The following is a 24005-nucleotide window of genomic DNA, read 5'->3' on the forward strand; positions in this document are numbered from 1 at the left end:
CCATGCGTACTTCCGCGCGCCATAAGCGCCTCAAACTCAAATCGGAAATCAACGTCGTTCCCTACATCGACGTGATGCTGGTGCTGTTGATCATCTTTATGGTGACGGCGCCCATGCTCAATGCCAATGTCGACGTCAACCTGCCGCAAGCCAACGCCAAGTCGCTGCAGGACAAGAAAGAGCCGGTGATCGTGTCGGTGGACGACCAGGGTCATATGTATCTGACCTTGGGCAACACCAAAAAAGAACCCATCGAAGCGGATGCGCTGAAAGTAAAAGTCGGCGCGTTCGTCAAAGAGAACCCGGATGTCAGCGTGCTGGTCGCAGGCGATCGCGACGGCAAATACGACGGCGTGTATCAGGTGCTGGCCTTGCTGCAGCAAGCCGGCGTGGCCAAGGTCGGCTTGATGAGTGCGCCGGAGACGGGCAAACCGAATGGACGACCGTAACACCAAGGGCACACCCCTAGCGGTCGTCCTATCGGCCGTTCTCCATTTGGGTATCGTGGCATTCCTGTTTCTGGCGATGCTCTCGTGCTCGTCGTACGAGGCGTTTTTGACGGCCCTGCATTTGCCCAATCCGATCACGTGTACGCCACCGCCGATGCAGCTCAGCGGTCCGGTGATCGAGGCCACGTTGATCGGCAATACCGCCGCACCTCCACCCAAATCGGAAAAAGTGAAGCCGATTCCGAACACCGTGCCGCCGCCGCCGTCGGTGCCGCCGCCCACGCCGCCACAAATCGAGCAGCCCAAGGTGAGCCAGTTGCCGCCGCCGCCGGAACATCCGGATGTCGTCGATCAGGAGCGCGTGGTGCAAGACGCAGCGCAAAAGGCCGAAGACGCCAAGAAGCTGCAAGAAGAGAAAGAACGTCAGCGCCAGGCCGATTTGGACGCCCAGGCGGCCAAAAAGAAAGCCGAACAGGAAAAAGTGGATCAGCTGTTCAAGCAGCTGGATGCCGCTTCGTCGCAGACGCAAAAGCTCGACAACAAGGCCAAGCAGGCTAAACAGCAGCTTGCCGATTTGCAGAATGCGAAGGCGAACGGCCTGGAGAACCTGCCCAATGCCGACCAGCGGCAGACCGGCAACAACGGCAAGAGCACCTTGCTGGACCAGTACCGCGCGGCGATTCAGAACGCCGTCACGCAGAATTGGATCAGGCCGGATAACATGCCGAACGCACCCTGCGTGGTCCATATCGTGCAGCTTCCAGGGGGCAATGTGATGAGCGCCAAGGCTTCGTCCAGTTGCCCTTATGACGCTGCTGGAAAGAAATCCGTCGAAGACGCTGCGTTGCGCGCTCAGCCATTGCCGTACAAAGGCTTTGAAAGCGTGTTCGCGCGTGAAATTGATGTCATCTTCACTCCGCAGTGAGCCAGTAACTATGCGCAAATCATTCCGATCACTGATCACCTTTTCCTTACTGCTGATGGCCGCTTTGGTCGTTGGCCCTGTCTCTGCACAGACCTTGAGCGTGCAGGTCGTCGGCGGCATCAAGTCGGCGACGCCGGTCGTGGTGGTGCCGTTCGCTCAAACCGGCGCGCCAATGCCGACCGACGTGGCGGACGTGATTCGCAACGATCTCAATCGTTGCGGCAAATTCCGCTCGTTGGCGGTCAGCGAAATCGTCGAACAGCCGAGCCAGGGTTCGGACATCAAGTTCGCCACGTGGCGCTTGCTGAAGCAGGATTACATCGTCATCGGCCGCATCAAAGATGCCGGCAACGGCATGGTGACGGTCGAATACGAACTGTGGGACGTCAATCGTCAGCAGCGCCTGCTGGGTAGCGCGATGCCGCCTGCGCCGGTGAGCGATCTGCGCAATGTCGCGCACCAAGTCGCCGACGCCATCTATCAGCAGATCACCGGCGTGCGCGGCGCGTTTTGGACGCGCATCGCTTACGTCACGATGGTCGGCAGCGGCAACAATGCGACCTATTCGTTGATCGTGGCCGATTCGGATGGCTACAACCCGCAGGTGGTGGCGCGTTCGCACGAAGCATTGCTTTCGCCGAAGTGGTCGCCCGACGGCACCCGCATTGCGTACGTTTCTTTCGAGAGCGGCAATTCGGCCATCTACATCCAGAACATCACTACAGGCGCGCGTCAGCTTATTTCCGGTCGCGCGAAGGGCATCAACGGCGCGCCGGCCTGGTCGCCCGATGGCACCAAGCTTGCTATTTCGCTGTCCTACACGGGCAATCCCGAGATCTACGTGATGGACCTGGCCGGCCGTCAGGAAACCCGCCTGACCCGTAGCCTGGCGATCAACACCGAGCCGGTGTGGTCGCCGGATGGCCAGAGCATCTACTTCACCTCCGACCGTTCCGGCCGTCCGCAGATCTACCGGGTTTCCGCCGGCGGCGGCACGCCCGATCGCGTCAGCTTCCAAGGCCAGCAAAATTTGGATGCTTCCGTCAGCTTCGACGGTAAGCAAATTGCCATGGTGCAGGCAAACGGGAACGTGTATCGTATCGCCATTACGGACCAGAGCCTCGGAGGGCAGGTGCGCTTCATCTCGCCCGGTCCGATCGACGAATCGCCAAGCTTCGCGCCGAACGCCAGTATGTTGATCTACGCCGCCGTCGATGGGTCTCGCGATGTGCTGTATGCCGTTTCCAGCGATGGCATGGTCAGGCAGCGCCTGGCGCTCGCCGATGGCGATGTTCGCGAACCGGCCTGGGGACCTTATCGCACGAAGTAAAATCTGGGTCTGGCTGCGAACCTAGGGGATGCAGCCAGGCAGCCCGAAAAGGGTCCGGAACATGGCCAATGCTCCGGGCTTGATGGCGTGGCGGTTTGCCATGTCTGTTTTATAGGCCTCTGCAGTACAATGCGTGGCTGAAGTCGAAGAAGTAATAAATAAATACAACAGCCGGTTCACCGGCGATGGCTGTCCCGTAACCGCAATCGTCATTGACTGTCGGAAATCAAACCCGTTTGAAGGAACGTCACCATGAATAAGACCGTTCGTATCGCCCTGGTCGCCCTGCTTTGCGTGGGCGCGGCTGCTTGTACCAAGAAGGAAGTGAAGACCCCGCCGCAACAGCAGCAGGAAACCACGACCGCTCCCGCCCAGCAGGGCACCGGCAAGTACACCGCCGCTGACCTCGACACCGACGCCTGCCTGAAGCAGCGCGTTGTTTACTTCGACTTCGACAAGGACGAAGTGAAGCCGGAGTTCCAGCAGATCATGCAGTGCCATGCCAAGTTCCTGCAGGACGTCCCGACGGCCCGCATGCGTCTGGAAGGCAATGCCGACGAGCGCGGCACGCGTGAATACAACCTGGGTCTGGGCGAGCGCCGCGGCAATGCCGTGTCCAGCGCGCTGCAGGCGAACGGCGGTTCGGCCAGCCAGGTCAACGTGATCAGCTACGGCAAAGAAAAGCCGGTGTGCCGCGAGCACAACGAAGATTGCTGGAGCAAGAACCGTCGCGTTGAGATCGTCTACACGGCGACCTAATGGTGGTTCGATTGGCTCATCGTTTCACGGCCAATCTCAGCATGGCGGGCGCCTTGGCGTCCGCCTTGCTGTTTGTGGCGCCTGTGCATGCGCAAAGTTCGCCCATGAGCCTTTCCGATCGCGTTGCCCGCCTCGAGCAGCAACAGCAGAATCAAGGCCAGAACAAAGTCGATCAGCTCAATCAGCTGCAGCAGATGCAGTCGACGATGCAGCAGATGCAAGGGCAGATCGAAGAGTTACAGCATCAGGTCCAGCAACTGCAGGATCAGAGCAAAGCGCAGTACACGGATTTGGACAGTCGCGTCGGCCGCCTCGAAAAGGGCGCCAATGGCAATCCGGCGTCGTCCGGCACAGCGCCGGCTCCGGCTGCCGCGAGCACCGCGACACCGCCCGCGACCAACAACGCACCTGCCGCCGCAGCATCGGCACCAGCCGCGCCAGCCGAGTCGCCCGCGCAAAAAGCGGCCGCGCTTGCCGCGTATAACGCCGCATTCAAATCGTTGCGAGCAGGCGACTATGTAGCCTCTTCGCGCGGTTTTCGCGAGTTCATCCAGAAATATCCCAACGAGTCGCTGACACCCAATGCGTTCTATTGGCTGGGCGAGTCGTACTACGCCACCACCAACTATCAAGTTGCCGTGGAGGCGTTCAAACATCTGCTGAGCCAGTATCCGCAAAGCGACAAGATCGCCGACGCGACGCTCAAGCTTGGCTACAGCCAGTTGGAAATGAAGCAGAAGGACGCCGGCGTCGCGACCCTGAAATCGGTCGTCGCCAAGTACCCCAATTCGAACGCGGCCAAGCTTGCTCAGGAGCGTCTGCGTCGACTGTCGCAGCCGTCTCGTTAAGGGTATGGCGGTGAGCAGTAATTCGGCGAGCGTGGAAACGACCACCTCGGCTTCTTCGGCGGCCGAACGTTTGCGCATCACCGAGATCTTCCATTCGATTCAGGGCGAGGCTGATGCAATCGGCTGGCGCACCGTCTTCGTTCGCCTGACCGGTTGCCCGTTGCGCTGCGTGTGGTGCGATACGGAGTATTCGTTCTACGGCGGTAACTGGCGCGATATCGACGATATCCTCGCCGAGGTCGCCGCGCATGGCGCCAAGCACGTTTGCGTCACCGGCGGCGAGCCGCTCGCGCAGAAGCGATGCCTGATATTGCTGCGCAAACTGTGCGATCTCGGTTACGACGTATCGCTGGAGACCTCCGGCGCGCTGGATGTTTCAACCGTCGATCCGCGCGTGCGCAAAGTGATGGATCTGAAAGCGCCCGATTCGGGCGAGCTCGCGCGCAATCTTTGGTCCAATCTCGATCATCTGCTTGCGCAGGATCAGGTCAAGATCGTGATCGCCAGCCGCGCCGATTACGAATGGGCGCGCGGCGTCGTGGTCGAGCATGGCATCGATCGGAAATGCATGGTGCTGTTCTCGCCCGTGCACGGCGCCATTGAGCCGCGCGCGTTGGCCGAGTGGATTATCGAAGACAAGTTGCCGGTGCGTTTTCAACTGCAGCTGCACAAGCTGCTGTGGAATGATGCGCCGGGGCATTGAACACGTCGCTCCGTGCGTTATGCACGAGCTTGCCTCAACGTCATCCCTGCGAAGGCCGGGATCCAGTAAAAAGTGACGTGCGAAGCACACGGCATATAAAAGGTTTTGTGTGCTTCGCACGACGTATTCGACTGGATCCCGGCCTTCGCCGGAATGACGATAGAAAGCGAAAACCATGCGCCTCGGCCTGTGTCGCCGGCAGCGCTTCCGGCCGGTGACCGGCCGTTCTTCGGTACTTGGAAATCACCATGTCAGGTTCTACACCCCGCAAAGCCGTCGTCCTCGTTTCCGGGGGCATGGATTCGGCCGTGACCATCGCCATCGCGCGCGAACAGGGTTATCAGGTTTACGCACTGAGCGTGGCTTACGGTCAACGGCACAGTTCCGAGCTGGAAGCCGCTGAGCGCGTCGCACATATGCTCGGCGCCGTCAGACATAAAACGGTGCATGTCGATCTGCGTTCGATCGGCGGCTCCGCGCTCACGGCCGATATCGACGTTCCGGAGCAGGGCGGTGAAGGCATTCCCATCACTTACGTACCGGCGCGCAACACCATCATGCTGTCGATTGCGTTGGGTTGGGCCGAGGTGCTCGGCTCCACCGACATCTGGTGCGGCGTCAATGCGGTGGACTATTCCGGCTATCCGGATTGCCGTCCGGCGTTTATCGAAGCCTTCGAGACGCTTGCCAATGTGGCGACCAAGGCGGGCGTGGAAGGCGCCGGTATCCGCATTCATGCGCCGCTGATGGCCATGAGCAAAGCCGACATCGCGCGCGAAGGCCATCGATTGGGCGTGGACTTCGCCGCCACCGTCAGCTGCTATCAGGCCGATGCCGAGGGCCGCGCCTGTGGTCATTGCGACGCCTGCCGTTTGCGTGAGCAGGGATTTCGTCAGGCGGGTTTGCCCGACCCCACCCGATATGCCTGAATTGATCAGAAAGTCCCATTCGCGGGTTGTATCGCGAGCCGCCAAGCCATAAAATTGTCAGCTCACTTTTTTACGGGCCGTTAGCTCAGTCGGTAGAGCAGCGGACTTTTAATCCGTTGGTCGACAGTTCGAATCTGTCACGGCCCACCAATAGTGAAAAAGGACTTGCTTTGTGCAAGTCCTTTTTTTTGCGCCGCTCAAAAGCAGTGCGTATCGATGAACTACCACTCCATCAAAAACCACGCGGAGAGGGACTCGGCCGCCGCGATCGTCGCCGACGGAACAAGATTGAAGGCATCCGGCGGACCGCTTTGCGGTTCGACGCACGTCGCGTGAGAGGTTTCGTCGTACACCACCCAATGATCGCAATCTGACGTCAGGCGAACCTGTTGTCCATTGCGATAGAGCATCACGGGCTTGGTGTTGAGAAAACAATCGTCCCACGGACCAGCAGGCGGTGGCGCCAAAGGAAGCGTGGCGATGCCTTCCGCGTCGCGCGGATAGACATAGTCAGGAGCGAAATCGATACGATCCGGCTTCCGAAACCAGGGATGCCATCCGATCGTCGCAGGCATCGCATGCTTGCCCGCGCTGAGTGTCAGCACCATCCGCAATCGCCGCTCGCCGACCTCGATAAGCTGGCGAGCGATACCGCCGAACGGCCAGCGCTCGTCTTCGGGCAACTGCAACGAAAGCGCGACGCTCGTGTGCGATCGCGCATCGACGTGCCATGACGCATCGAGTGCGACGCCGTGAATCGCGTGATCGCCGAGATTGATGGGAAGCCGATAGTCGTGACCCTGGAAACGGAATCGCCCATGGCGTATGCGTCCCGCCCAAGGAAGCATCGGATAGCTTCCCCAAGCGATCATGGCTTCGTGCCCGGCGCTGTGACCGATCAGCCACGCGTGTTGGTCGAAGGTGATCTGCGCAATGCGGCCGCCCGCTGCAGGGGCGATGTCGACGGCGAGCGCACCGTGCGCGATCCGAATAATCGGGCCGGGCTCCAGCGGATTTTGCGCGCTATCGCGTGGCGGCGTCGTGTCGTGCACGTTATTTTCCATAGGGGTGAAGCGTCAGAATGCTTCCGCGTTCGTCATAGTGCAGCTCCGTCATCTTGATTGAGCGCAGATGCGTCACGCCGCCCGACAATATCGCGTCGTGATAGAACAAATACCACCGACCGTCGACTTCGCAAATGGAGTGATGCGTGGTCCAGCCGACGACCTCGGTCAGGATCTGCCCTTGATAGGTAAAGGGGCCATAAGGGTTGTCGCCGATCGCGTAGCAAAGCAAGTGCGTGTCGCCGGTGGAGTAAGACAAGTAGTACTTGCCTTGATACCGGTGCATCCACGGCCCTTCGAAATAGCGACGTTGATTGTCGCCAGCGAGTAGCGGCTGTCCGTTCTCGTCCAGGATCACGATTTCGCGCGGTGTCTCGGCGAACTGCTTCATATCGTCGCTGAGTTTCGCCACGCGCGGCCCTAATGCAGGTTCGTCGGCGCACGGTTCTTCATACGCTGCCGCGTAGGTGTTATCGCGGTATTTCTGCAACTGGCCGCCCCAAATGCCACCGAAATACATATAGAACGCGCCATCGTCGTCGGCATAAACGGCAGGATCGATGGAATAGCTGCCGCGAATCGCTTCTGGCTCCGGCGCGAACGGCCCTTCCGGGCGATCTGATACCGCTACGCCAATCTGAAAGATGCCATCGGCGCGTTTGGCCGGAAAGTAGAGGTAGTAGCGCCCATTTTTGCAGGCCGCATCCGGCGCCCACACCTGTCGCGCTGCCCACGGGATGTCTTTCACATGCAGTGCGACGCCGCAATCGACGGCCTCGCTATCGGGCGACGCCATGCGGAAGACGTGGTAGTCCTCCATGCAGAAGTGATCGCCATTGTCGTTGAACGGCACGCCGCCTTCGATGTCGTGCGAGGGATAGATATAAATCGCGCCGTCGAACACGTGTGCAGAAGGATCGGCGGTGTAGATATGCGTTACCAGTGGCCTTGAAATAGCGCGCGTCGCCAAGGACGATAGATCGAGGTCTGCAGTTTCGTTGGACATTGCGGTCAATCGTTCCGTATGGCGTTTGGGATCACGAAGCCGCGCTGGCCTCAAGGCGGCGCGCACCGAGTTCTTGCTCGATATGCAATTCCATCGGCTTGTTGATTTCATACAAACACATCAGCACGACGGCCACGAGAAAGGGTAGGGAGCACAATACGCTGACCGTGAGCCGAATCCCGTTGACGGCATCCGGCGATTGCGCGGCCGCATCGGCGTGGTAACCGTAATAAGCCAGAATGCCTGCGACAAGGGCGCCACCGACGCTCAGGCCGATTTTCAGCCCGCAAAGCATGGCGGAGAAAATGATGGCCGTGGCGCGCCGCCGATTCTTCCATTCCGAATAGTCCGCCACATCGGCTGTCATTGCCCATAGCAGCGGTATCGTGATGCCGTAGAAAAACCCGTGGCAGATATAAGACATCACCACAAAGCCGATGGCGTTCGGCGAGAAGAAATAGAAATCCAGCAGAAAGAGCGTCGAAACGAACAGCGCGCCGGCAAATACGTCGCGTTTTCCGAATCGATCGGCCAATCGTTTGGAGAAGCCGATGCCCACAATCATAAAGATGATGCCGAGCGCATTGAACAGGCTGAATGCCGACGTCGGCGCATCCTTGGGCCATTGGAAATTGGTAAGGCCGATGCCGACCAATATTCTATTCAACCCTGCGATAAAGCGATTGAAGCCGATGGTTTGGAGAAACGTCGCGAGCTGCGTTTCGCTCAGGTAGTACTTGAAGTAATAGATGTACATCCCGCCCTTGAGCGCGAGATTGATAAACAGCAGCACCGTGACGCTCAGCATGATCAACCACGGTCGATTTCTCGCCAGGTCGGCGAGGTCGTCGCGCACGCTGGATTTCTGTTCGTGCGTCGGCACGATGCGTTCTTTGGTCGTGAAGAACGTTATCAAGAAAAATACGGTGCCGATGATGGCGAACACCGTCATCGTGTTGTGAAAGCCAAGCGCCTTGTCGCCGTTGCCGAGGATCAACACCAGCGGCAGCAACAGCACCTGAATAATGAACTGCGCCACCATCACCGCCACAAAGCGGTAGGAAGAAAGGCTGTTGCGCTCCGCCATGCTGCCGGTGAGCACGCCGCTCAATGCGGCGTATGGCAGGTTGTTCGCCACGTAGACCAGCACCAACAGCGAATACGTTGCGAAGGCATACGTCACTTTTGCCTGACCAGTCAGCGACGGCGTACTGAAGGCCAGCAGCGAGAGCGCACCGAAGGGGAGCGCCGTCCACAGCACCCATGGCCGAAACTTGCCCCAGCGAGTATGCGTGCGATCGGCCACCAATCCGATGATCGGTGTAAATACAAATGCGCCAAGTATGCCTACGACAAAGATGACGGTCGCCGCCGTTGCGGCAGGAATCTGGAATACGTCGGTATAAAAGAATGCGAGGAACGTCACTAGTGTCTGAAAAATCAGGTTGGCGGCAAGATCGCCCAGCGCGTAGCCGACTTTTTCCGTGATCGAGAGCGTTTGAGAAGTACCGTTCATGCGCGCTTGCCGTGGCCGAGGTCAGACAGTGGAATGGTATCGCGGCCATCTAACACGGGCCGGATAAAAAACAGCCCATCCGGCTCGGGGAACCGGATGGGCCGCGGGTAAATCACGCGTGCATGATGCGCTTAGAAGCTGCCGCGCACACCGAGCAGAATCGTGTAGCCCGGATCGTAGTAGGTATACGTGGCGTTGCTATAGGTAAGCGTTTGCCGCAACCCTGCCTTCGTCATGTTGATGAAGTTGAGCGTGACCATTGGTTTCGACGGCAGATGCGCGAACTCGTAGCTGGCGGACAAGTCGAGCTGGCCGCGCGCATCGGATTTGATCTGCGCGAACGGCAAGCCGTTCTGATTTGCCGTCGAGCTGATCTGCGCCGAATTCCACACGTACGACAAGCGAACCGTTGCGCCATAACCCTCCCAATAGCCGGTGAGGTTATAGGTGTGCGGTGAGATGCCAACCGCTTGCGCCGGTATGCCGCTGCCGATATTGCGCTGGGAAACCAGCGTGTAATTGGCTTGCAGACCCAACCCTTTGTAGAGGAAGTCCAGCGGCTGCACCCACGTCGCTTCCGCGCCTTTGATAAACAGCGTACCGTCGGCATTGACCTGCTGCTGAACTTGCACCAGCGCCGCGTTCGGGCCGCCGCGTTGGTTGATCGCCGCCTGTTGCTGCGGCGTCAGCGTCGCATAGGGAACGCCCAACTGCGTAAAGGGAATCAGGTTGACGCCGTTGACGGTAAAGCCGGTGATGCGCTTACCGAACAGATCCAGGCCCACATAACCTTCATTGCCCGTGTACCACTCGCCGCCGAAGTCGAGGTTGGTGGCGAGATATGGCGCCAGCTTCGGGTTGCCCTGCGTGGCGGTTTCCGCCGACGGATCGCTGAAGTTGATATCCGGCACCATCGCGCTTGGATCGGGGCGAGTCATCGAACGCGACGCCGCCAAGCGCAGAACGATATCGTCCGCCGCGTTGTAGGCCAGGTTGAACGATGGCAAGTAATACCCGTAAGCGTGCTTCAGTGTGACGTACTGAAGCTGGCCGCCAAAATTCGACGGACCGGACACGGTTTGATCGGTGTACGCATGGCGCACGCCGCCGTTGACGCGCAAATCTCGCCCCCACAGGTCGAACTTGCCGTTGCCTTCCACATACCAAGCCCAGCTGCTTTCTTCGATGTTCGCCGTATTCGCGCCGCTGGATGCGGCCGTCGACAGCGGCGCAGTGGCGTTGTAGTAACCGTAATTGGTGGCGTTCATCAACGCCGGATAGTTCACTGCAATGAAACCGTCCGGTCCCGGCGACAGATATTGTCCCCACGTGCCGGGCGTGACGGTGGACTGCACCGCGTTACCCCACGCCGTGCTGTTGTCGAACGCCGTGATCTGGCGCGCGATATCGTCGTAGGCGATGCCGACGCGGAGGTTGTTGTCGTCGCTGCCGAACTGCAAATCTTCGCGCGTGCCTTTGTTGTCGGTGACGCGCGATTCGTTCTGCACGTTGACGCGGTAGTAACCCCAGCCGAGGTTCGGATCGTTGAGGTTTGCGCTCGGCGTGATGGTGGGGTAGTTGCCGCCGGCATTCTTGTAATTGACCGTGATGCCTTGGCCAAGCGGCGAGCTGACCAGGATCGACGGCGCCTGGTTGAGATACCAGCTACGCTGCGAATAGCCCTGGAAATCCAGCTTGATGTTCTCATCGCTGCCGAACAGCAATTCGCCACCCGGATTGATGTTGTAGAACTTCACGTGTTCTTCGTACGGACGCGCTTCCAGAAAGTACTGCGCATTCGCGAATGTGGCGCTGGTGACGACGTTGTTCTGATCCACCTGCATATTGGTCGGGATCATGGCGCCGTTGCGGCCGATCAGATCCATGTCGAGGCGGTTGAAATCGCGTTCCTGCTTGGAAAATAGCGTGTCCAGATAGAAATGCGCGCGCTCGTCCGGACGGAACTCCAACGACATCAAGGCCGACTGGTGATCATTGGTGCCTTGGACATACGCATTGCGCGCCAATCGCGGAATCAGCGCGTTGGCGACTTGTTGTGTGTTCAAACCGGGATTGTTGGCCAGCAACCACGCATTGTTGATCGTCTGACCGGCCGTCAACCCTGCGCCTGCGCCAGCGGGTACGGTGCCGGGGATAAACCAGCTGCCACCGGAAGGGCTGCAATGGCCTGCGGTGTTTCCGCACTGCGCTGCACTCAGCTGCGGCGTGGTCCAACCGATCGTTTCGAAGCCGCGCACGTCGTAATCGCTGCGCGACGATTGCAAGCCGATCAAGGCGCCGAACGTATTCGAGTCGTTGGTCCAACTGCCGATCAGCGCGCCACGCGGCTTGATATTGCCGCCGATGGAGTCATACGTACCTTGCGCGGAATAGGTGAGATGCGTACCGGGGTTGTCGAACGGACGCGTGGTGCGCATGTCCACTACGCCCGCCACGCCGCCTTCGGTCATTCCCGCTTGCGGTGTTTTGTTTACCGTCAGCTGGGTGAAGAATTCGGTGGGGAGCAGATCGAGATCGACTTCGCGATTCTGGTTCTGCGAGTTCAGCGTACCGGCGGAGGCCACGGCGATTTGATCGCCATTAAGCAGAATCTTGGTGAAATCCGTGCCCAGACCGCGAATCTGGATGTTCATGCCTTCGCCGTCTACGTCGCGTGTCAACTGCACGCCCGGCACGCGGTTCAGCGATTCGGCGATGTTCAGGTCGGGAAACTTGCCGATGTCTTCGGCGTAAACCGTGTCGACCACATTGGTCGCGTCACGCTTGGCCTGCGTCGAGAATTCGATACTGCTGCGATAACCGCCGCTGACGTTCACTGCGCCGAGCTGCTTGGCCTGTGTCTTGGACGGTGCTTGCGTGTTCTGATCCTGCGAATTCGACGACGACTGCGGCGTTGTTTGATTCTGCTGCGAGGTTTGTGGCTGAGCTGGATCTTGCGCTTGGGCCATACCGGCCGCGCCAAGCAAAGCAAGCGTTAAAGCATGGGACAGCAACGTTCTTGCACCTGGAGTCTGCACCTTCTTCCCCTCCCACTTTTTTATGAATTAGGTAGTCCCTCTTCGAACCCAAGGCCCTTCGGTCTTAGAGCGCGACGCCTTCCCAGGGACCCTCTGATTTAGGCCCGAGCAACGGTAGCGCTAACATTTTGACGGCGCACGCTGCAGGGCAGCATGAAATTGGTCTTCTCTCCTGTTTTTCGAAAAAGACCGATAAATCCGCTATAGAACAAGAACGAAAGGGGACTGGTCTCCGTACCGAAATAGGCCGATATAGCTTTTGGATTTAAGCTTGTGATAATGGTAGCGCTACCAATATCTTGCAGAGGGCGCACGCAGATGTGACGCGTGGGAGTCCACGCTTCAAGGCTTGGAGAGCAACGCGCGGCGTCAATGTCGACCACGGCCGGGGGGAATAGGCCAAAACGTCAAAAGGCCTGTATGTGATATGGATCAGATCAGTCGAACCAACGATGCTGCGATGTCGATGACCAACGTGGGTAATTATCGCTGGCGCGTATGCGCCATGCTGCTGGCGGCAACGACGATCAACTACATTGATCGTCAAGTACTGGGTGTGCTCGCGCCATTTCTCCAGCAAAAAATGGGGTGGACCGAGCTCGACTACAGTTACATCGTCACAGCATTTCAGGCCGCCTACGCGATAGGGTTGCTCAGCGCCGGCGCGGTTATCGATCGATTCGGCACGCGCATCGGCTATGCGTTGGCGATCGGTATTTGGAGCCTCGCCGCCATGGCTCATTCGCTTGCTTCAGGCGTTACCAGTTTCGCCGTTGCGCGCTTCGTGCTGGGGCTTGGCGAATCAGGAAATTTTCCCGCCGCGGTCAAAGCCGTCGCCGAATGGTTTCCGCAACGAGAGCGGGCGCTGGCGGCGGGCATTTTCAATTCCGGCTCGAACGTCGGCGCGGTGGTCGCGCCGCTGGTGGTTCCCTTCGTCGCTTTCCGATGGGGATGGCAATCGGCGTTTCTGTTCACAGGCGTGTTAAGCGCTCTGTGGGTAACGGGATGGCTGCTGACGTACCGAACGCCGGATCGTCAGCCCAAACTATCGGCCGCCGAACGTGCCTATATCGATGAAGAACCATCCGCCGCTGCGGTTCGCATTCCGTGGTCTCAATTGCTTCGTTATCGACAGGCGTGGGCGATGGTCGCTGCGAAATTCATCACCGATCCCATTTGGTGGTTCTTTCTCTTTTGGCTGCCGAAATTTCTGCATGACCAATATGGGCTTACTTTGATGGGCCTCGGCATGCCGTTGATCTCGATCTTTATGCTCGCCGATGTCGGCAGCATCGCTGGAGGTTGGTTCGCGGGAAGGTTGATCAAACGCGGATGGACCGTCAATCGCGCGCGCAAAGGCGCCATGCTGACCTGCGCGCTGATGGTGATTCCCGTCGCGTTCGCCGCGAAGGCGAACAACTTGTGGCTTGCCGTCGCGCTTATCGGCTTGGCCACGGCAGGACATCAAGGCTGGTCGGCCAATGTCTATACGCTGGCTTCCGATATGTTTCCGCGCCGCGCGGTGGCGTCGGTCGTGGGAATGGGCGGGTTTGCCGGCGCCGTGGGCGGTATGCTGATCGCGACGGTCGTTGGGCTTCTCTTGCAATACACAGGGAGCTACGTACCTGTGTTCCTGATGGCGGGTTCTGCGTATCTCGTCGCCCTGGTTGTGATTCACATGTTGGTTCCGCGTCTGGAGCCCGCTCGCCTCGACGGTGCAGGAATGAGACAGTAAAGCCGTCATGATGGCGGCGCACGTTTGATCCGTACGACGCCTTATCTCGTTGCACTCCACACAAAAAAGTCTATTCAAGATATGAACACCGGATCGATGGCTTTGACGCTTCACGACGACCGCCTTTTTTCAAGCGACGCGACGCAGCGTGGGATCGCCCGGCGCTTATACGCGCATGTTGCGGCGTTGCCGATCATCAGTCCGCACGGGCATACCGATCCATCGTGGTTTGCGGAAAACCTTCCGTTCGCGAACGCGACGGAGTTGTTGCTGGTTCCGGATCACTATGTATTCCGCATGCTCTATAGCCATGGCGTATCGCTGGATGCATTAGGCATTCCGCGGCGCGACGGCTCGCGCGCAAACGTCGAACCGCGCGAAGCGTGGCGCGTTTTTGCCGAGAATTTTCATCTGTTTCGCGGTACGCCGTCGTCCATGTGGCTGAATCATGTATTCCACGACGTATTCGGTTTGCGCGTGCGCCTGGATGCGTCGACCGCCGACACGTATTTCGATCACATCACCGAAGCGTTGCAGCGGCCCGAATTCCGCCCGCGCGCGTTGTTCGAACGGTTCAACATCGAAGTAATCGCCACGACCGAGTCGCCGCTCGATCCGCTGCAACATCATGCAGCTATCCGCGCAAGCGGTTGGAAAGGGCGCGTGATCACCGCGTACCGCCCAGATCCGGTGGTCGATCCGGAGCACGAGCGGTTTCCATCCGCACTTCAAGCATTCGGCGAGATCACTGGGGAAGATGTTTACACCTGGAACGGCTATCTAAAGGCGCATCGGCAACGCCGCACGTTCTTTGCGAAAGCGGGCGCGACATCCACCGATCATGGACATCTGACGGCGGCAACCGCAAATCTCTCCAAAGTGGAAGCCGCCAAACTATTCGACAAAGTGGTGCATGGCAACGCAACCACGCAAGAAGCCGAACTGTTTCGTGCGCAAGTACTCACGGAAATGGCGGCCATGAGCATGGATGACGGCTTGGTGATGCAAATTCATCCTGGATGCTTTCGCAATCACAATTACCCGTTGTTCGAGCGCTACGGTCGCGACAAAGGCGCCGATATTCCGATGCGCACGGAATACGTTCATGCACTGAAGCCGCTGCTGGATCGATTCGGCAACGAACCGAACTTCAAGCTCATCGTATTCACGCTGGACGAAAGCACGTACAGCCGCGAACTTGCGCCGCTGGCGGGGCACTATCCGTCGTTGTATCTCGGGCCGGCATGGTGGTTTCACGATGCGCCGGAAGGGATGTGGCGCTTTCGCGAATGCACGTTGGCGAGCGCCGGCTTCTACAACACTGTTGGCTTCAACGACGACACGCGCGCGTTCCTATCGATTCCTGCGCGTCACGATGTCGCGCGGCGTATCGATTGCGCGTTCCTCGCCAAGCTGGTGGCCGAGCATCGGCTGGACGAAGACGAGGCCGCCGAACTCGCGGTGGACCTCGCGTACAACTTGCCGAAGAGGGCATACAAACTCTAACGGTCTTACCTTTTCTCGCGTTGGATTGCGTGGAAGGGCACGTCGCGCGATGACCCACTAACGAGCGATTGCGTAAAGCCGCACGCGATAAATTCGCATCTCATGCGGGTCCATCGAGAGCTGTCTTCCTTGATTGCTCTGATCGCCGTTTAATCTGCGCAGAACCTTCCAGCCGGCGCCTAATTTAGAAACTTCTTCGATGCTGGCGATACCGGCCACGCGGTCATCGACATCGGAATCGCGCGTGATGGACACCGTCAGGCCGCTGCCGACGATATAGAACTCATCCGGTTTGGATTCGAGCACGAGCACGGCGCCGTCGTCGCTCAACAGTGTTTTTTGAGGCCACGATCGCGACAATGTGGCCTCGAACAGATAACCGCCCAGGGAAACTGTCTGAGTTGGTCGCGGGCTCGAAGCATGCAGAACCAGCCCGCGCGTACGCCCGTCCAGCTGAGCCTGTGGAAGAAGCGCGCCAAGCTGATTCAATGCGCCGTAGACCTGCATGACAAGCGGCGTGGCATCTTTGTCGCTGGTCGGAGGGCGCAGGCTGTCGATGCCGAACGGACAAAAGCCGAACGCCTTCGCTTCGCCATAGGCGTACAAGGCGTTATACGGTGCGCTTTCGATCTTCGCCTCCGGGACAAAAACGGGATTGTCCAGGGTCTGATAACGCTGCACCCAGTACGCAAACTCCGGCCAGTAAATATCCGGCGAGTAGAAATCGATATGCGGTGCAGCCGCACGATAGATCTGCTGAAACGATGGATACGATCCGCCGCTTGGATACTCGCCCGCGCGTTCCGCCGGCGCAGGAAGCTGCGTGTTGACGTACATCGGGAGCGAGTACTGCGCTTTGCCTGCTTGCGCGACAGCGTCGATGTAGGTGGCGTAGCGCCATGTCATAAAGGCTTCGTCCGCCGCATCGCCGAAGACTTCTTTCCATGTATGGCCTTCCGGGTGAAAGTGGGCGGCGAGTTCGGGCGTCCATGCGTTGCGTTTTGCCAATAAGGCCTGCACGAGCGAGGACGGGACGGCTTCGTTGAACGCGCGATCGGCTTCGGTGGATCGATCCCTGCGATCGCCGAGGTAGCCCACTTCGTTTTCCACCTGCACCATCAATACGGTTTGCTGCAAATCGACTTTGCGCACACGCGCCATCAGCGCGGAAAAGGCGCGGCTATCCAGGCGAAGTGTTTCCGCACCGAACGTGGACAGGATATCCAGCGGCGCGCCATCGATGGCGCGTGCGCGCGGAAAACGCGCGGTATCCGCTTTCACCCAGGCCGGCGCGTAATTGGAGAACGCATTTTTCCAGCTGCCAAACCACAGCAGCACAAGATGAATGTTGTTCGCGCGCGCCGTAGCGATCCAATGGTCGAGGATACGGAAGTCGTAGGTACCCTCTGTGGGTTCCAACTGGTCCCATGCGACGGGCATAAGCACCGTGTTCACGTGCATGGCAGCCAGGCGAGGCAGGATGGCATCCGCCTGTGCTTCCGTTCCCGCCGAGGAATTGCCGAGTTCGCCTCCCAGTGCAAGGAACGGTTGGCCGTGTACGATCAATTGGCTGGCGCCATGTTCCAATCGCACGGCGGGCAACTCCGCGCCATAGGCAGACGCGGCGAGCAGCGCGATCAAACCTATCCCGACCAGCAAGCGCTTCATCTTCATGCTTTGCCCTTGAGACCTTCGTTAACCATTGGACGGGAGTGGTGTGGGTGATGCGTTATTTGCCACAGCAAGCGCGCGTGCGATCGAAGCGGGAGTTCCATCACCAAGTGCCAGGTACGCGTCCTGCAGCGCGTGGGTGAACCGCCTGTCGTCGGCGAGCAGCGCAAAAACGGCAGTGAGTTTCAAGAAAGCCTCGACATCCGCCGCTGTACCACCCTTGCACGCTCGGCCGACCGTGGAAAGTTCCTCGTTCAAAGGATCGATCAGCGCGACGCCTGCGTGAGCTTGCCGACGCACAAAATGCATCCAGGCCGCTATCGAAATGCACAGCGTGCGTATCGGCAGATCTAAGGCAAGCGCATCGGCGATCGTGCTGAGCAAGCGGACCGGCAACTTTTGCGATCCATCCCAGGCAATCTGCGAGAGGCGGTGTCGGATCGTCGGATTGCGAAAGCGCTTCAAAATGGCGTCGATATAAGCGTCGGCGTCCATATCGGCGGGCAGCGCGATGGCCGGTGCGATGGCGTCGCGCATCAACCGTTCGACAAAGCGAGCAAGCAACGGCTCGCTCATCGCATCGACAACTGTCTCGATGTTCATCAGCGAACCGAGATAGGCCAACGTGGAATGCGCGCCGTTGAGAAGACGAAGCTTCGCACGATCGTAGCCCGCGATATCGTCGCTCATCGTCGCGCCGACGCGCTCGAACGGCGGACGATCGTTGCAGAAGCGATTTTCGATCACCCACTGCGTATAGGTCTCGCGCTGAATCGGCCATACATCGAGATAGCCGAGTTGGGCATGAACGCGTTCGCGCAGTGCATCGTCTGACGCTGGCGTAATACTGTCGACCATCGAGCAGGGGAATGCGACATGAGCCTCGATCCAAGTGGCCAGCGCCGCATCGATGCGTTGCGCATATTGAAGCACCGCGGCACGTAGGCGATGGCCATTGCCGGCGAGATTGTCGCAACTCAATACAGTGAAGGGTGCGCTTCCTAGCTGCCGTCGCATGCGCAAGCCTGCTGTGACGTAGCCAATGGCGCTGCGTGGCGTATTCGGCGACGCTAGATCGTGTGCGATATCGGTATGGGCGACATCCAAATCGTCACCCGAAAGGCAATAGCCCTTTTCGGTAATCGTCAACGTCACCAGTCGTACGGCAGGATCGGCGAGCCGCGCCAAGACGTCGGCTTGTTGTTCGCGCGCACACAACAGTTCGCGAATCGAACCGATCACGCGCAGCTGCGTCTCCTGGCCAAGCAACAGTAAGCTGTAAAGGCCGTCTTGCGGTTGCAGTGCATCGCGCACTTCGACGCTATGCAGGGAAACGCCGCAGATCGCCCAATCTGGATGTTCACTCAGCAAGTTGTCGACATAAGCGGCTTGATGTGCGCGATGAAATGCGCCAACGCCGATATGCACGATACCGATGCGTGTTTGGGCTGGGTCGTACGCGGGCGTGGTTACCGATGTCGGCGCCTGAGCGAGCGTTGCCCGAGATAGGCGCTCTTTATGGTTGACGTTTCCAGACATCAACGCTTTACCTCGAAACCGTCTTGCGCAAGAAATGAAAGCATGTCGCTTTCGCGCAGCAGATTCACATCGCCTGGCACGGAGTGTTTAAGGCAGGCGGCGGCCATCGCAAATTCGAGCGCAGCCTCGTCGGTCATTTGCTGAAACAGGCCATGCAAAAGCCCTGCGGCAAAGGCATCGCCGCCGCCGATGCGGTCGACAATATGCGTGAGCGTGTGCGGCTTGGTTATCCATAGACGCTCGCGTGTCGCCATCATGCCAAAGATGTCTTGATCGTCGACATTGCGAAGATGGCGCTCCGTCGCTGCCAAGCGACGAAGTCGCGGCCACGCGTCTAGGGCCGCTTCCGCTGCGGCGCGAAAGCGTTCAGGCGCGTTGGTGTGGGTAAATTCCAGGCCAAGCATCAAGGCGATATCGCGATCGTTGCCAAAGATCAGATCGGCTTGCCCGGCCACATCGCGAATCAGGGCGGGTGCCTGCGGCGAGCGCGATCCCCAAAGCTTGCTGCGGTAGTTGCAATCGAATGAAACCGATAGCCCGGCGGCGCGTGCGGCGCGAACGGCGTTCAAAGCCGCCTGCGCCGTCGATTCGCCAAGCGCAAGGTTGATGCCTGAAAGGTGCAGCCACTGTGCGCCTGTAAGCAGCCGAGGCCAATCGTAAGAATCCGCAGAGGTGCATGCGAATACGGAGTTTGCGCGATCGTAGAGCACTTCGGACGGACGGTGCATGGCGCCCGGCGACAGGAAGTAGATGCCCATGCGACCTCCCGTGTAGCGAAGGCTGCTGGTATCCACGCCATGACGATGCAACTCGCCGGCGCATGCGCGCCCGAGTGCGTTATCTGGCAGCGCGCTGATCATCGCGCTGTCGTGCCCAAGGATCGCGAGCGATGCGGCGACATTCGCTTCCGCGCCGCCAAAATGCACGTCGAAGCGAGGGGATTGAAACGGTAGCTCATTGCCGGGCGGCGACAACCGCATCAGCAGTTCGCCAAAGAAGGCGATGCGAATACGGGGCGTGTTTTTGCGCGGTTCGTTATGCATCGCCTTCCTCCGTCAGTCCTGAACGACGAGGTCCTTCGTCAAATGAATATCGGCGCTCGACGAGCCGATCTGCACTTGGTAGCTCCCGGGATCGACCGCATACGCATGGCGCTGATCGTCGTAGTATCTGAGATCGACGGCCGGGGAAATATCAAAGGACACGCTTCGTTCTTCGCCTGGCTGCAACGTCACGCGCTGAAAACCGCGCAACTCCTTGTTGACGCGCGAATGCGGAGCATGCAGAGGGCGCAGGTACAGCTGAACTACTTCGTCGCCCGCGCGATGGCCGATGTTCTTAAGCTTCATGCTGATCTTGACGTGATCGTGCGCGCTGACCGCGTTTCGATCAAGCTGGAGATCGGAATATGCAAATTGGGTATACGACAAGCCATATCCGAATGGATAAAGCGGCTCGCCTTTGAAATACCGGTACGTGCGACCTTCCATGTTGTAGTCGTCGAAAGACGGAAGCTTTTCGTCCGCCTTATAGAAAGTGATGGGCAAGCGACCCGCCGGATCGGAGACGCCAAAGAGCGCATCGGCAACCGCATTGCCACCGCGTTGTCCCGGATACCAAGCCACCAAAATAGCGGGGATGTGCTGCTTGGCCCAATCGATGGCGAGCGCCGATCCGGTGGTAAGCACCATCACAACGGGTTTGCCGGTGGCGTGCAGCGCTTCCAGTAATTTTTCCTGGGTGGCCGGCAAGCGAAGATCGGTACGGTCGCCACCGGCGAAGCCCGGATAGTTGACCTTCATTTCCTCGCCTTCCAACTCGCTGGTGAGTCCGCCCACAAAGATCACAACGTCGGCGTTGCGGGCTACATCCAATGCTTCGTCCAAAGGCGCTTTGGCATGAGGCAGTCGCCAAGCCAATCGCACATCGTTGTTGCGATTGTTTTTCGCGTATTCGAGGCGAATGTCGTAGGCCTTGCCGGCCTCCAGATCGATCACCGCCTTGTGTGGCTCCGAATTGGCGCCGGTATTCCATGCATCCAGCACCAAACGGTTGTCGACATACAAGCGGTACCCATTGCTGGCGGCATCGCTCAACGCATACCGACCGGACGCCGGCGGCAAAAGTTGTCCGCTCCAGCGCACGCTGAAATCGTTATTGGCGAGCGCCTTACTTGCAGGAAATTCGCCACGAAGCACCATATCGTCTGTGGGCGTGCTGTGATCCCAGTTGAAACTGATTTGCGAGTCCGTACGGGTCAACACAGGGGAGCCGATGAAATCGGTGCCAGAAAAATACTCCGCCTTGAGACCATGCTCGGTTGCGTTCGCCGCCGGGCGCAGATAGTTCGATGCGACTAACGAAGCATCGCCGGGCCCGCTCATACCTTCGACCAGATCGGCACCGCGCGCGTACGCGATTTCTGCGCCGGGAGCGGCTTCACGAATGCCTTGCAGAATCGTGACCGGCGCAGCCGGTGTCCCATGGTAGTTGCCCAACAGCGCGGAGACATCGTCTGCCGTCGGGCCGATCACCGCGATGCGGTGCACGTTGCGTGACAGCGGCAGAACACCGTCGTTCTTCAGTAGTACGATCGATTCTTGCGCCGCACGGCGCGCCAGCTTGTCGTGCGCAGGCGACTGATTTACCGCGTACGGAATTTGCGCCCAACGCACGTGTTCCGGCGAATCGAACATACCAAGGCGGAAGCGCGCGAACATCAACCGTTCAACCGAATGGTCGATGTCGCTTTCGCTGATCAGGCCGTCGTGCACGGCGGCGACCAAGGCGCTGTATGTCTTGCCGCAATCGAGGTCATCGCCGTTCTTGACGGCCAAAGCCGCAGCTTGTTCGGCGGTCTGTACGATTTTGTGATGCAGGTAGATGTCTTCGACCGCATCGCAGTCGGAGACCACGTAGCCGTTGAAGCCCCATTGCTTGCGCAAGACGTCTTGCAGCAACACGTGGCTGGCCGATGCCGATTCGCCATTCACTCGGTTATAAGCGCCCATTACAGCATCGACATGACCCTCTTGCACCAACGCCTGGAAGGCAGGCAGGTAAGTTTCGTAAAGATCGCGATCGCTGGGATGCACATCGAATTGATGGCGTTCCGACTCCGGGCCGCTATGTACGGCAAAGTGCTTAGCTGTGGCGTCGAGCTTGCGGTACTTGGGATCGTTACCCTGCATCCCACGAACAAAAGTTACGCCCATGCGCGACGTGAGAAAAGGATCTTCGCCGTAGGTTTCCTGGCCTCGCCCCCAACGTGGGTCACGGAAGATATTGATGTTGGGGGACCAAAAGGTTAGACCTTCGTAGCGTTCATGCATGCCGTGCCGGAGAAACTCGCTGTTTTTGGCGCGTGCCTCGTCGCTGATGGCGGTCGCGACATTGCTCATCAACGCGGTGTCGAAGGTGGCGGACAAGCCGATCGCTTGTGGAAATACGGTGGCTTGCCCGGCGCGCGCGACACCGTGCAAACCTTCGTCCCACCAATCGTAAGCCGGAATACCTAAGCGGGGAATCGCAGGTGCATTGTTTTGCATTTGCGATACTTTTTCTTCGAGCGTCATGCGCGACACCAAGTCGGCAGCGCGATCTTTAAAGCTGTGGCCAGGGTCCTTGTAGATCTCCGTCTGCGACCATACTGGCAGCGCAACTGTGGTGAGCGCCAATGTGGCGATAAGCGTTTTGAAGCGCAGCGTTGTCACGGTAAAGTCCTTTTTTTCTTACCAGTCCCACATGGAACCGTCTTCCAGTCGTGCGACGGGAAGCTGTTTGGGTGAATAGGGAAAGCGTGCGGCGAGTTTCTCGTCCAGGGTGACGCCGTGGCCGGCCGATTCCCCGCAATGCAGGCGGCCATGGCGGAATTCGTAATCGTGCGGGAACACTTCGTTGGTTTCGTCGGAGTGGAACATGTACTCCTGGATGCCGAAGTTCGGCACCCAGGTGTCGAAATGCAGCGCGGCACCCATGCAAACCGGCGAAAGATCCGTGGCGCCGTGGAAGCCCGTGCGCACTTGATGAAGCGCTGCGAAGTCGGCCAAGCGACGCAGATGCGTAATGCCACCACCGTGCACGATGGTGGTACGAATGTAATCGATCAGCTGATTCTCGATAAGGTGCTTGCAGTCCCATATTGAATTGAACACTTCGCCAACGGCCAGAGGCGTGGTCGAATGCTGGCGAATGATCTCGAACGATTTCTGATTTTCAGCCGGCGTGGAATCTTCCAGCCAGAACAAGTGGTAGGGCTCCAGGCTGCACGCCAGTTGCGCCGCTTCGATCGGCGAAAGGCGATGATGCGCATCGTGCAGTAGATGAACATCCGTGCCGTGGTCGGCGCGCAAACGCTCGAACAATTTCGGAACGACTTCGAGATACTTGGGCGTCGACCACACAGTTTCGGCGGGCAATTCGCTTTCCGCCGGTTCGTATGGCTTGCCGCCAACCGAAATGCCATAGGTTTTCTTCACGCCCGGTACGGCGCACTGCGCGCGGACGGCGAGAAAACCTTTTTCCATATAACGACCGACCTCGTCGCTGGTTTCGGCAATATCGCGACCGTTGGCGTGACCGTAAACCAGCGCGCCTTCGCGCGAACGTCCGCCCAGCAGTTGATAGATCGGCATATTGGCGAGCTTGCCGAGAATGTCCCACAACGCTACGTCGACCGCAGCGATGGCTGTCATCGTGACCGGACCGCGACGCCAATACGCCCCGCGATACAGAAATTGCCAAATATCCTCGATGCGGCCTGCGTCGCGTCCAATCAGATTCGGCACGACGTGATCCTGCAGATATGACGCCACGGCAAGTTCGCGCCCATTGAGCGTTGCGTCGCCCAGGCCGGTAATGCCTGCGCGTGTCTCGATTTTAAGCGTGACGAAATTCCGCCCCGGACAAGTGACGATGACGCGTGCATCGACGATCTCGCGATCGCGAGACGAACCAGGTGACGTTCTTTCAGAAGTGCTCATGGGAA

General features: G+C 58.9%; 18 protein-coding genes and 1 tRNA gene. 10 read left to right on the forward strand and 9 right to left on the reverse strand.

Annotation, left to right across the window (positions count from 1 at the left end):
- Positions 1–2 precede the first annotated feature (2 nt).
- From tolR to L0U79_RS06445, 8 genes are all read left to right on the forward strand, one after another.
- Positions 3–449, forward strand: coding sequence for a protein TolR (tolR, locus tag L0U79_RS06410; protein WP_233841049.1), 447 nt, complete (start codon positions 3–5; stop codon positions 447–449).
- Positions 436–1374, forward strand: a complete 939-nt coding sequence (gene tolA / locus L0U79_RS06415; RefSeq protein WP_233841050.1) for a cell envelope integrity protein TolA — start codon at positions 436–438, stop codon at positions 1372–1374. Before tolR ends, tolA begins: the two co-directional genes overlap by 14 nt.
- Positions 1375–1384: 10 nt before the next feature.
- On the forward strand, positions 1385–2704 hold the full coding sequence (gene tolB, locus L0U79_RS06420; protein WP_233841051.1) for a Tol-Pal system beta propeller repeat protein TolB: 1320 nt from the start codon (positions 1385–1387) through the stop codon (positions 2702–2704).
- Positions 2705–2956: 252 nt separating this feature from the next.
- Entirely contained in the window at positions 2957–3463 is a 507-nt protein-coding gene (pal, locus tag L0U79_RS06425; RefSeq protein WP_233841052.1) for a peptidoglycan-associated lipoprotein Pal, read from the forward strand.
- A 2-nt stretch (positions 3464–3465) separates the two neighbouring features.
- Positions 3466–4311: a tol-pal system protein YbgF gene (gene ybgF / locus L0U79_RS06430; protein ID WP_345778450.1), complete on the forward strand. Its 846-nt coding sequence runs from the start codon at positions 3466–3468 to the stop codon at positions 4309–4311.
- Between the two features lie 4 nt (positions 4312–4315).
- Positions 4316–5014: a 7-carboxy-7-deazaguanine synthase QueE gene (gene queE, locus L0U79_RS06435; RefSeq protein WP_233841054.1), complete on the forward strand. Its 699-nt coding sequence runs from the start codon at positions 4316–4318 to the stop codon at positions 5012–5014.
- A gap of 248 nt (positions 5015–5262) precedes the next feature.
- Positions 5263–5943 (forward strand): 7-cyano-7-deazaguanine synthase QueC, encoded by a 681-nt coding sequence (queC, locus tag L0U79_RS06440; RefSeq protein ID WP_233841055.1) that lies wholly within the window; start codon positions 5263–5265, stop codon positions 5941–5943.
- A 74-nt stretch (positions 5944–6017) separates the two neighbouring features.
- A tRNA-Lys gene (locus L0U79_RS06445) sits at positions 6018–6093 on the forward strand.
- A 71-nt stretch (positions 6094–6164) separates the two neighbouring features.
- On the opposite strand, the gene L0U79_RS06450 is transcribed toward L0U79_RS06445, so the two are convergent.
- The 4 genes from L0U79_RS06450 to L0U79_RS06465 all read right to left on the reverse strand — a co-directional run bounded on the left by L0U79_RS06450 (position 6165) and on the right by L0U79_RS06465 (position 12567).
- Complete coding sequence (locus tag L0U79_RS06450) at positions 6165–6995, reverse strand: aldose epimerase (protein WP_233841056.1); 831 nt, start codon at positions 6993–6995, stop codon at positions 6165–6167.
- Position 6996: 1 nt separating this feature from the next.
- Positions 6997–8013: a glycoside hydrolase family 43 protein gene (locus tag L0U79_RS06455; RefSeq protein ID WP_233841057.1), complete on the reverse strand. Its 1017-nt coding sequence runs from the start codon at positions 8011–8013 to the stop codon at positions 6997–6999.
- A gap of 31 nt (positions 8014–8044) precedes the next feature.
- Positions 8045–9529, reverse strand: a complete 1485-nt coding sequence (locus tag L0U79_RS06460) for an MFS transporter (protein WP_233841058.1) — start codon at positions 9527–9529, stop codon at positions 8045–8047.
- A gap of 131 nt (positions 9530–9660) precedes the next feature.
- Positions 9661–12567 (reverse strand): TonB-dependent receptor, encoded by a 2907-nt coding sequence (locus L0U79_RS06465; protein WP_233841059.1) that lies wholly within the window; start codon positions 12565–12567, stop codon positions 9661–9663.
- Positions 12568–13027: 460 nt separating this feature from the next.
- Here L0U79_RS06465 and L0U79_RS06470 point away from each other — a divergent pair, with 460 nt between their 5' ends.
- A complete protein-coding gene (locus L0U79_RS06470; protein WP_233841060.1) occupies positions 13028–14302 on the forward strand; it encodes an MFS transporter in 1275 nt (424 codons plus the stop codon).
- Positions 14303–14398: 96 nt separating this feature from the next.
- On the forward strand, positions 14399–15808 hold the full coding sequence (gene uxaC / locus L0U79_RS06475; RefSeq protein ID WP_233841061.1) for a glucuronate isomerase: 1410 nt from the start codon (positions 14399–14401) through the stop codon (positions 15806–15808).
- 57 nt (positions 15809–15865) lie between these two features.
- Here uxaC and L0U79_RS06480 read toward each other — a convergent pair whose 3' ends face one another.
- The 5 genes from L0U79_RS06480 to manD form a co-directional block, all read right to left on the reverse strand.
- Entirely contained in the window at positions 15866–17482 is a 1617-nt protein-coding gene (locus L0U79_RS06480) for a DUF5597 domain-containing protein (protein WP_233841062.1), read from the reverse strand.
- A gap of 21 nt (positions 17483–17503) precedes the next feature.
- Positions 17504–19018, reverse strand: a complete 1515-nt coding sequence (locus L0U79_RS06485) for a mannitol dehydrogenase family protein (protein ID WP_233841063.1) — start codon at positions 19016–19018, stop codon at positions 17504–17506.
- Positions 19018–20061 (reverse strand): sugar kinase, encoded by a 1044-nt coding sequence (locus L0U79_RS06490; RefSeq protein WP_233841064.1) that lies wholly within the window; start codon positions 20059–20061, stop codon positions 19018–19020. Before L0U79_RS06490 ends, L0U79_RS06485 begins: the two co-directional genes overlap by 1 nt.
- Positions 20062–20073: 12 nt before the next feature.
- A complete protein-coding gene (locus tag L0U79_RS06495) occupies positions 20074–22674 on the reverse strand; it encodes a glycoside hydrolase family 3 C-terminal domain-containing protein (protein ID WP_233843849.1) in 2601 nt (866 codons plus the stop codon).
- 75 nt (positions 22675–22749) lie between these two features.
- The gene (gene manD / locus L0U79_RS06500) at positions 22750–24000 is read right to left on the reverse strand and encodes a D-mannonate dehydratase ManD (RefSeq protein ID WP_233841065.1); all 1251 of its coding nucleotides are present in this window, start codon (positions 23998–24000) and stop codon (positions 22750–22752) included.
- Positions 24001–24005 lie beyond the last annotated feature (5 nt).

Source organism: Dyella sp. 2HG41-7 (assembly GCF_021390675.1).
Classification (GTDB): domain Bacteria; phylum Pseudomonadota; class Gammaproteobacteria; order Xanthomonadales; family Rhodanobacteraceae; genus Dyella_B.

Excerpts from the sequence above, each read along its gene's own strand:
- L0U79_RS06460 (WP_233841058.1), bottom strand. The coding sequence starts at position 9,529 with ATGAACGGTACTTCTCAAACGCTCTCGATCACGGAAAAAGTCGGCTAC.
- tolA (WP_233841050.1), top strand. The coding sequence starts at position 436 with ATGGACGACCGTAACACCAAGGGCACACCCCTAGCGGTCGTCCTATCG.
- L0U79_RS06485 (WP_233841063.1), bottom strand. The coding sequence starts at position 19,018 with ATGTCTGGAAACGTCAACCATAAAGAGCGCCTATCTCGGGCAACGCTC.
- tolB (WP_233841051.1), top strand. The coding sequence starts at position 1,385 with ATGCGCAAATCATTCCGATCACTGATCACCTTTTCCTTACTGCTGATG.
- pal (WP_233841052.1), top strand. The coding sequence starts at position 2,957 with ATGAATAAGACCGTTCGTATCGCCCTGGTCGCCCTGCTTTGCGTGGGC.
- L0U79_RS06470 (WP_233841060.1), top strand. The coding sequence starts at position 13,028 with ATGTCGATGACCAACGTGGGTAATTATCGCTGGCGCGTATGCGCCATG.
- queC (WP_233841055.1), top strand. The coding sequence starts at position 5,263 with ATGTCAGGTTCTACACCCCGCAAAGCCGTCGTCCTCGTTTCCGGGGGC.
- manD (WP_233841065.1), bottom strand. The coding sequence starts at position 24,000 with ATGAGCACTTCTGAAAGAACGTCACCTGGTTCGTCTCGCGATCGCGAG.
- uxaC (WP_233841061.1), top strand. The coding sequence starts at position 14,399 with ATGGCTTTGACGCTTCACGACGACCGCCTTTTTTCAAGCGACGCGACG.
- L0U79_RS06480 (WP_233841062.1), bottom strand. The coding sequence starts at position 17,482 with ATGAAGATGAAGCGCTTGCTGGTCGGGATAGGTTTGATCGCGCTGCTC.
- tolR (WP_233841049.1), top strand. The coding sequence starts at position 3 with ATGCGTACTTCCGCGCGCCATAAGCGCCTCAAACTCAAATCGGAAATC.
- queE (WP_233841054.1), top strand. The coding sequence starts at position 4,316 with ATGGCGGTGAGCAGTAATTCGGCGAGCGTGGAAACGACCACCTCGGCT.
- L0U79_RS06490 (WP_233841064.1), bottom strand. The coding sequence starts at position 20,061 with ATGCATAACGAACCGCGCAAAAACACGCCCCGTATTCGCATCGCCTTC.
- L0U79_RS06455 (WP_233841057.1), bottom strand. The coding sequence starts at position 8,013 with ATGTCCAACGAAACTGCAGACCTCGATCTATCGTCCTTGGCGACGCGC.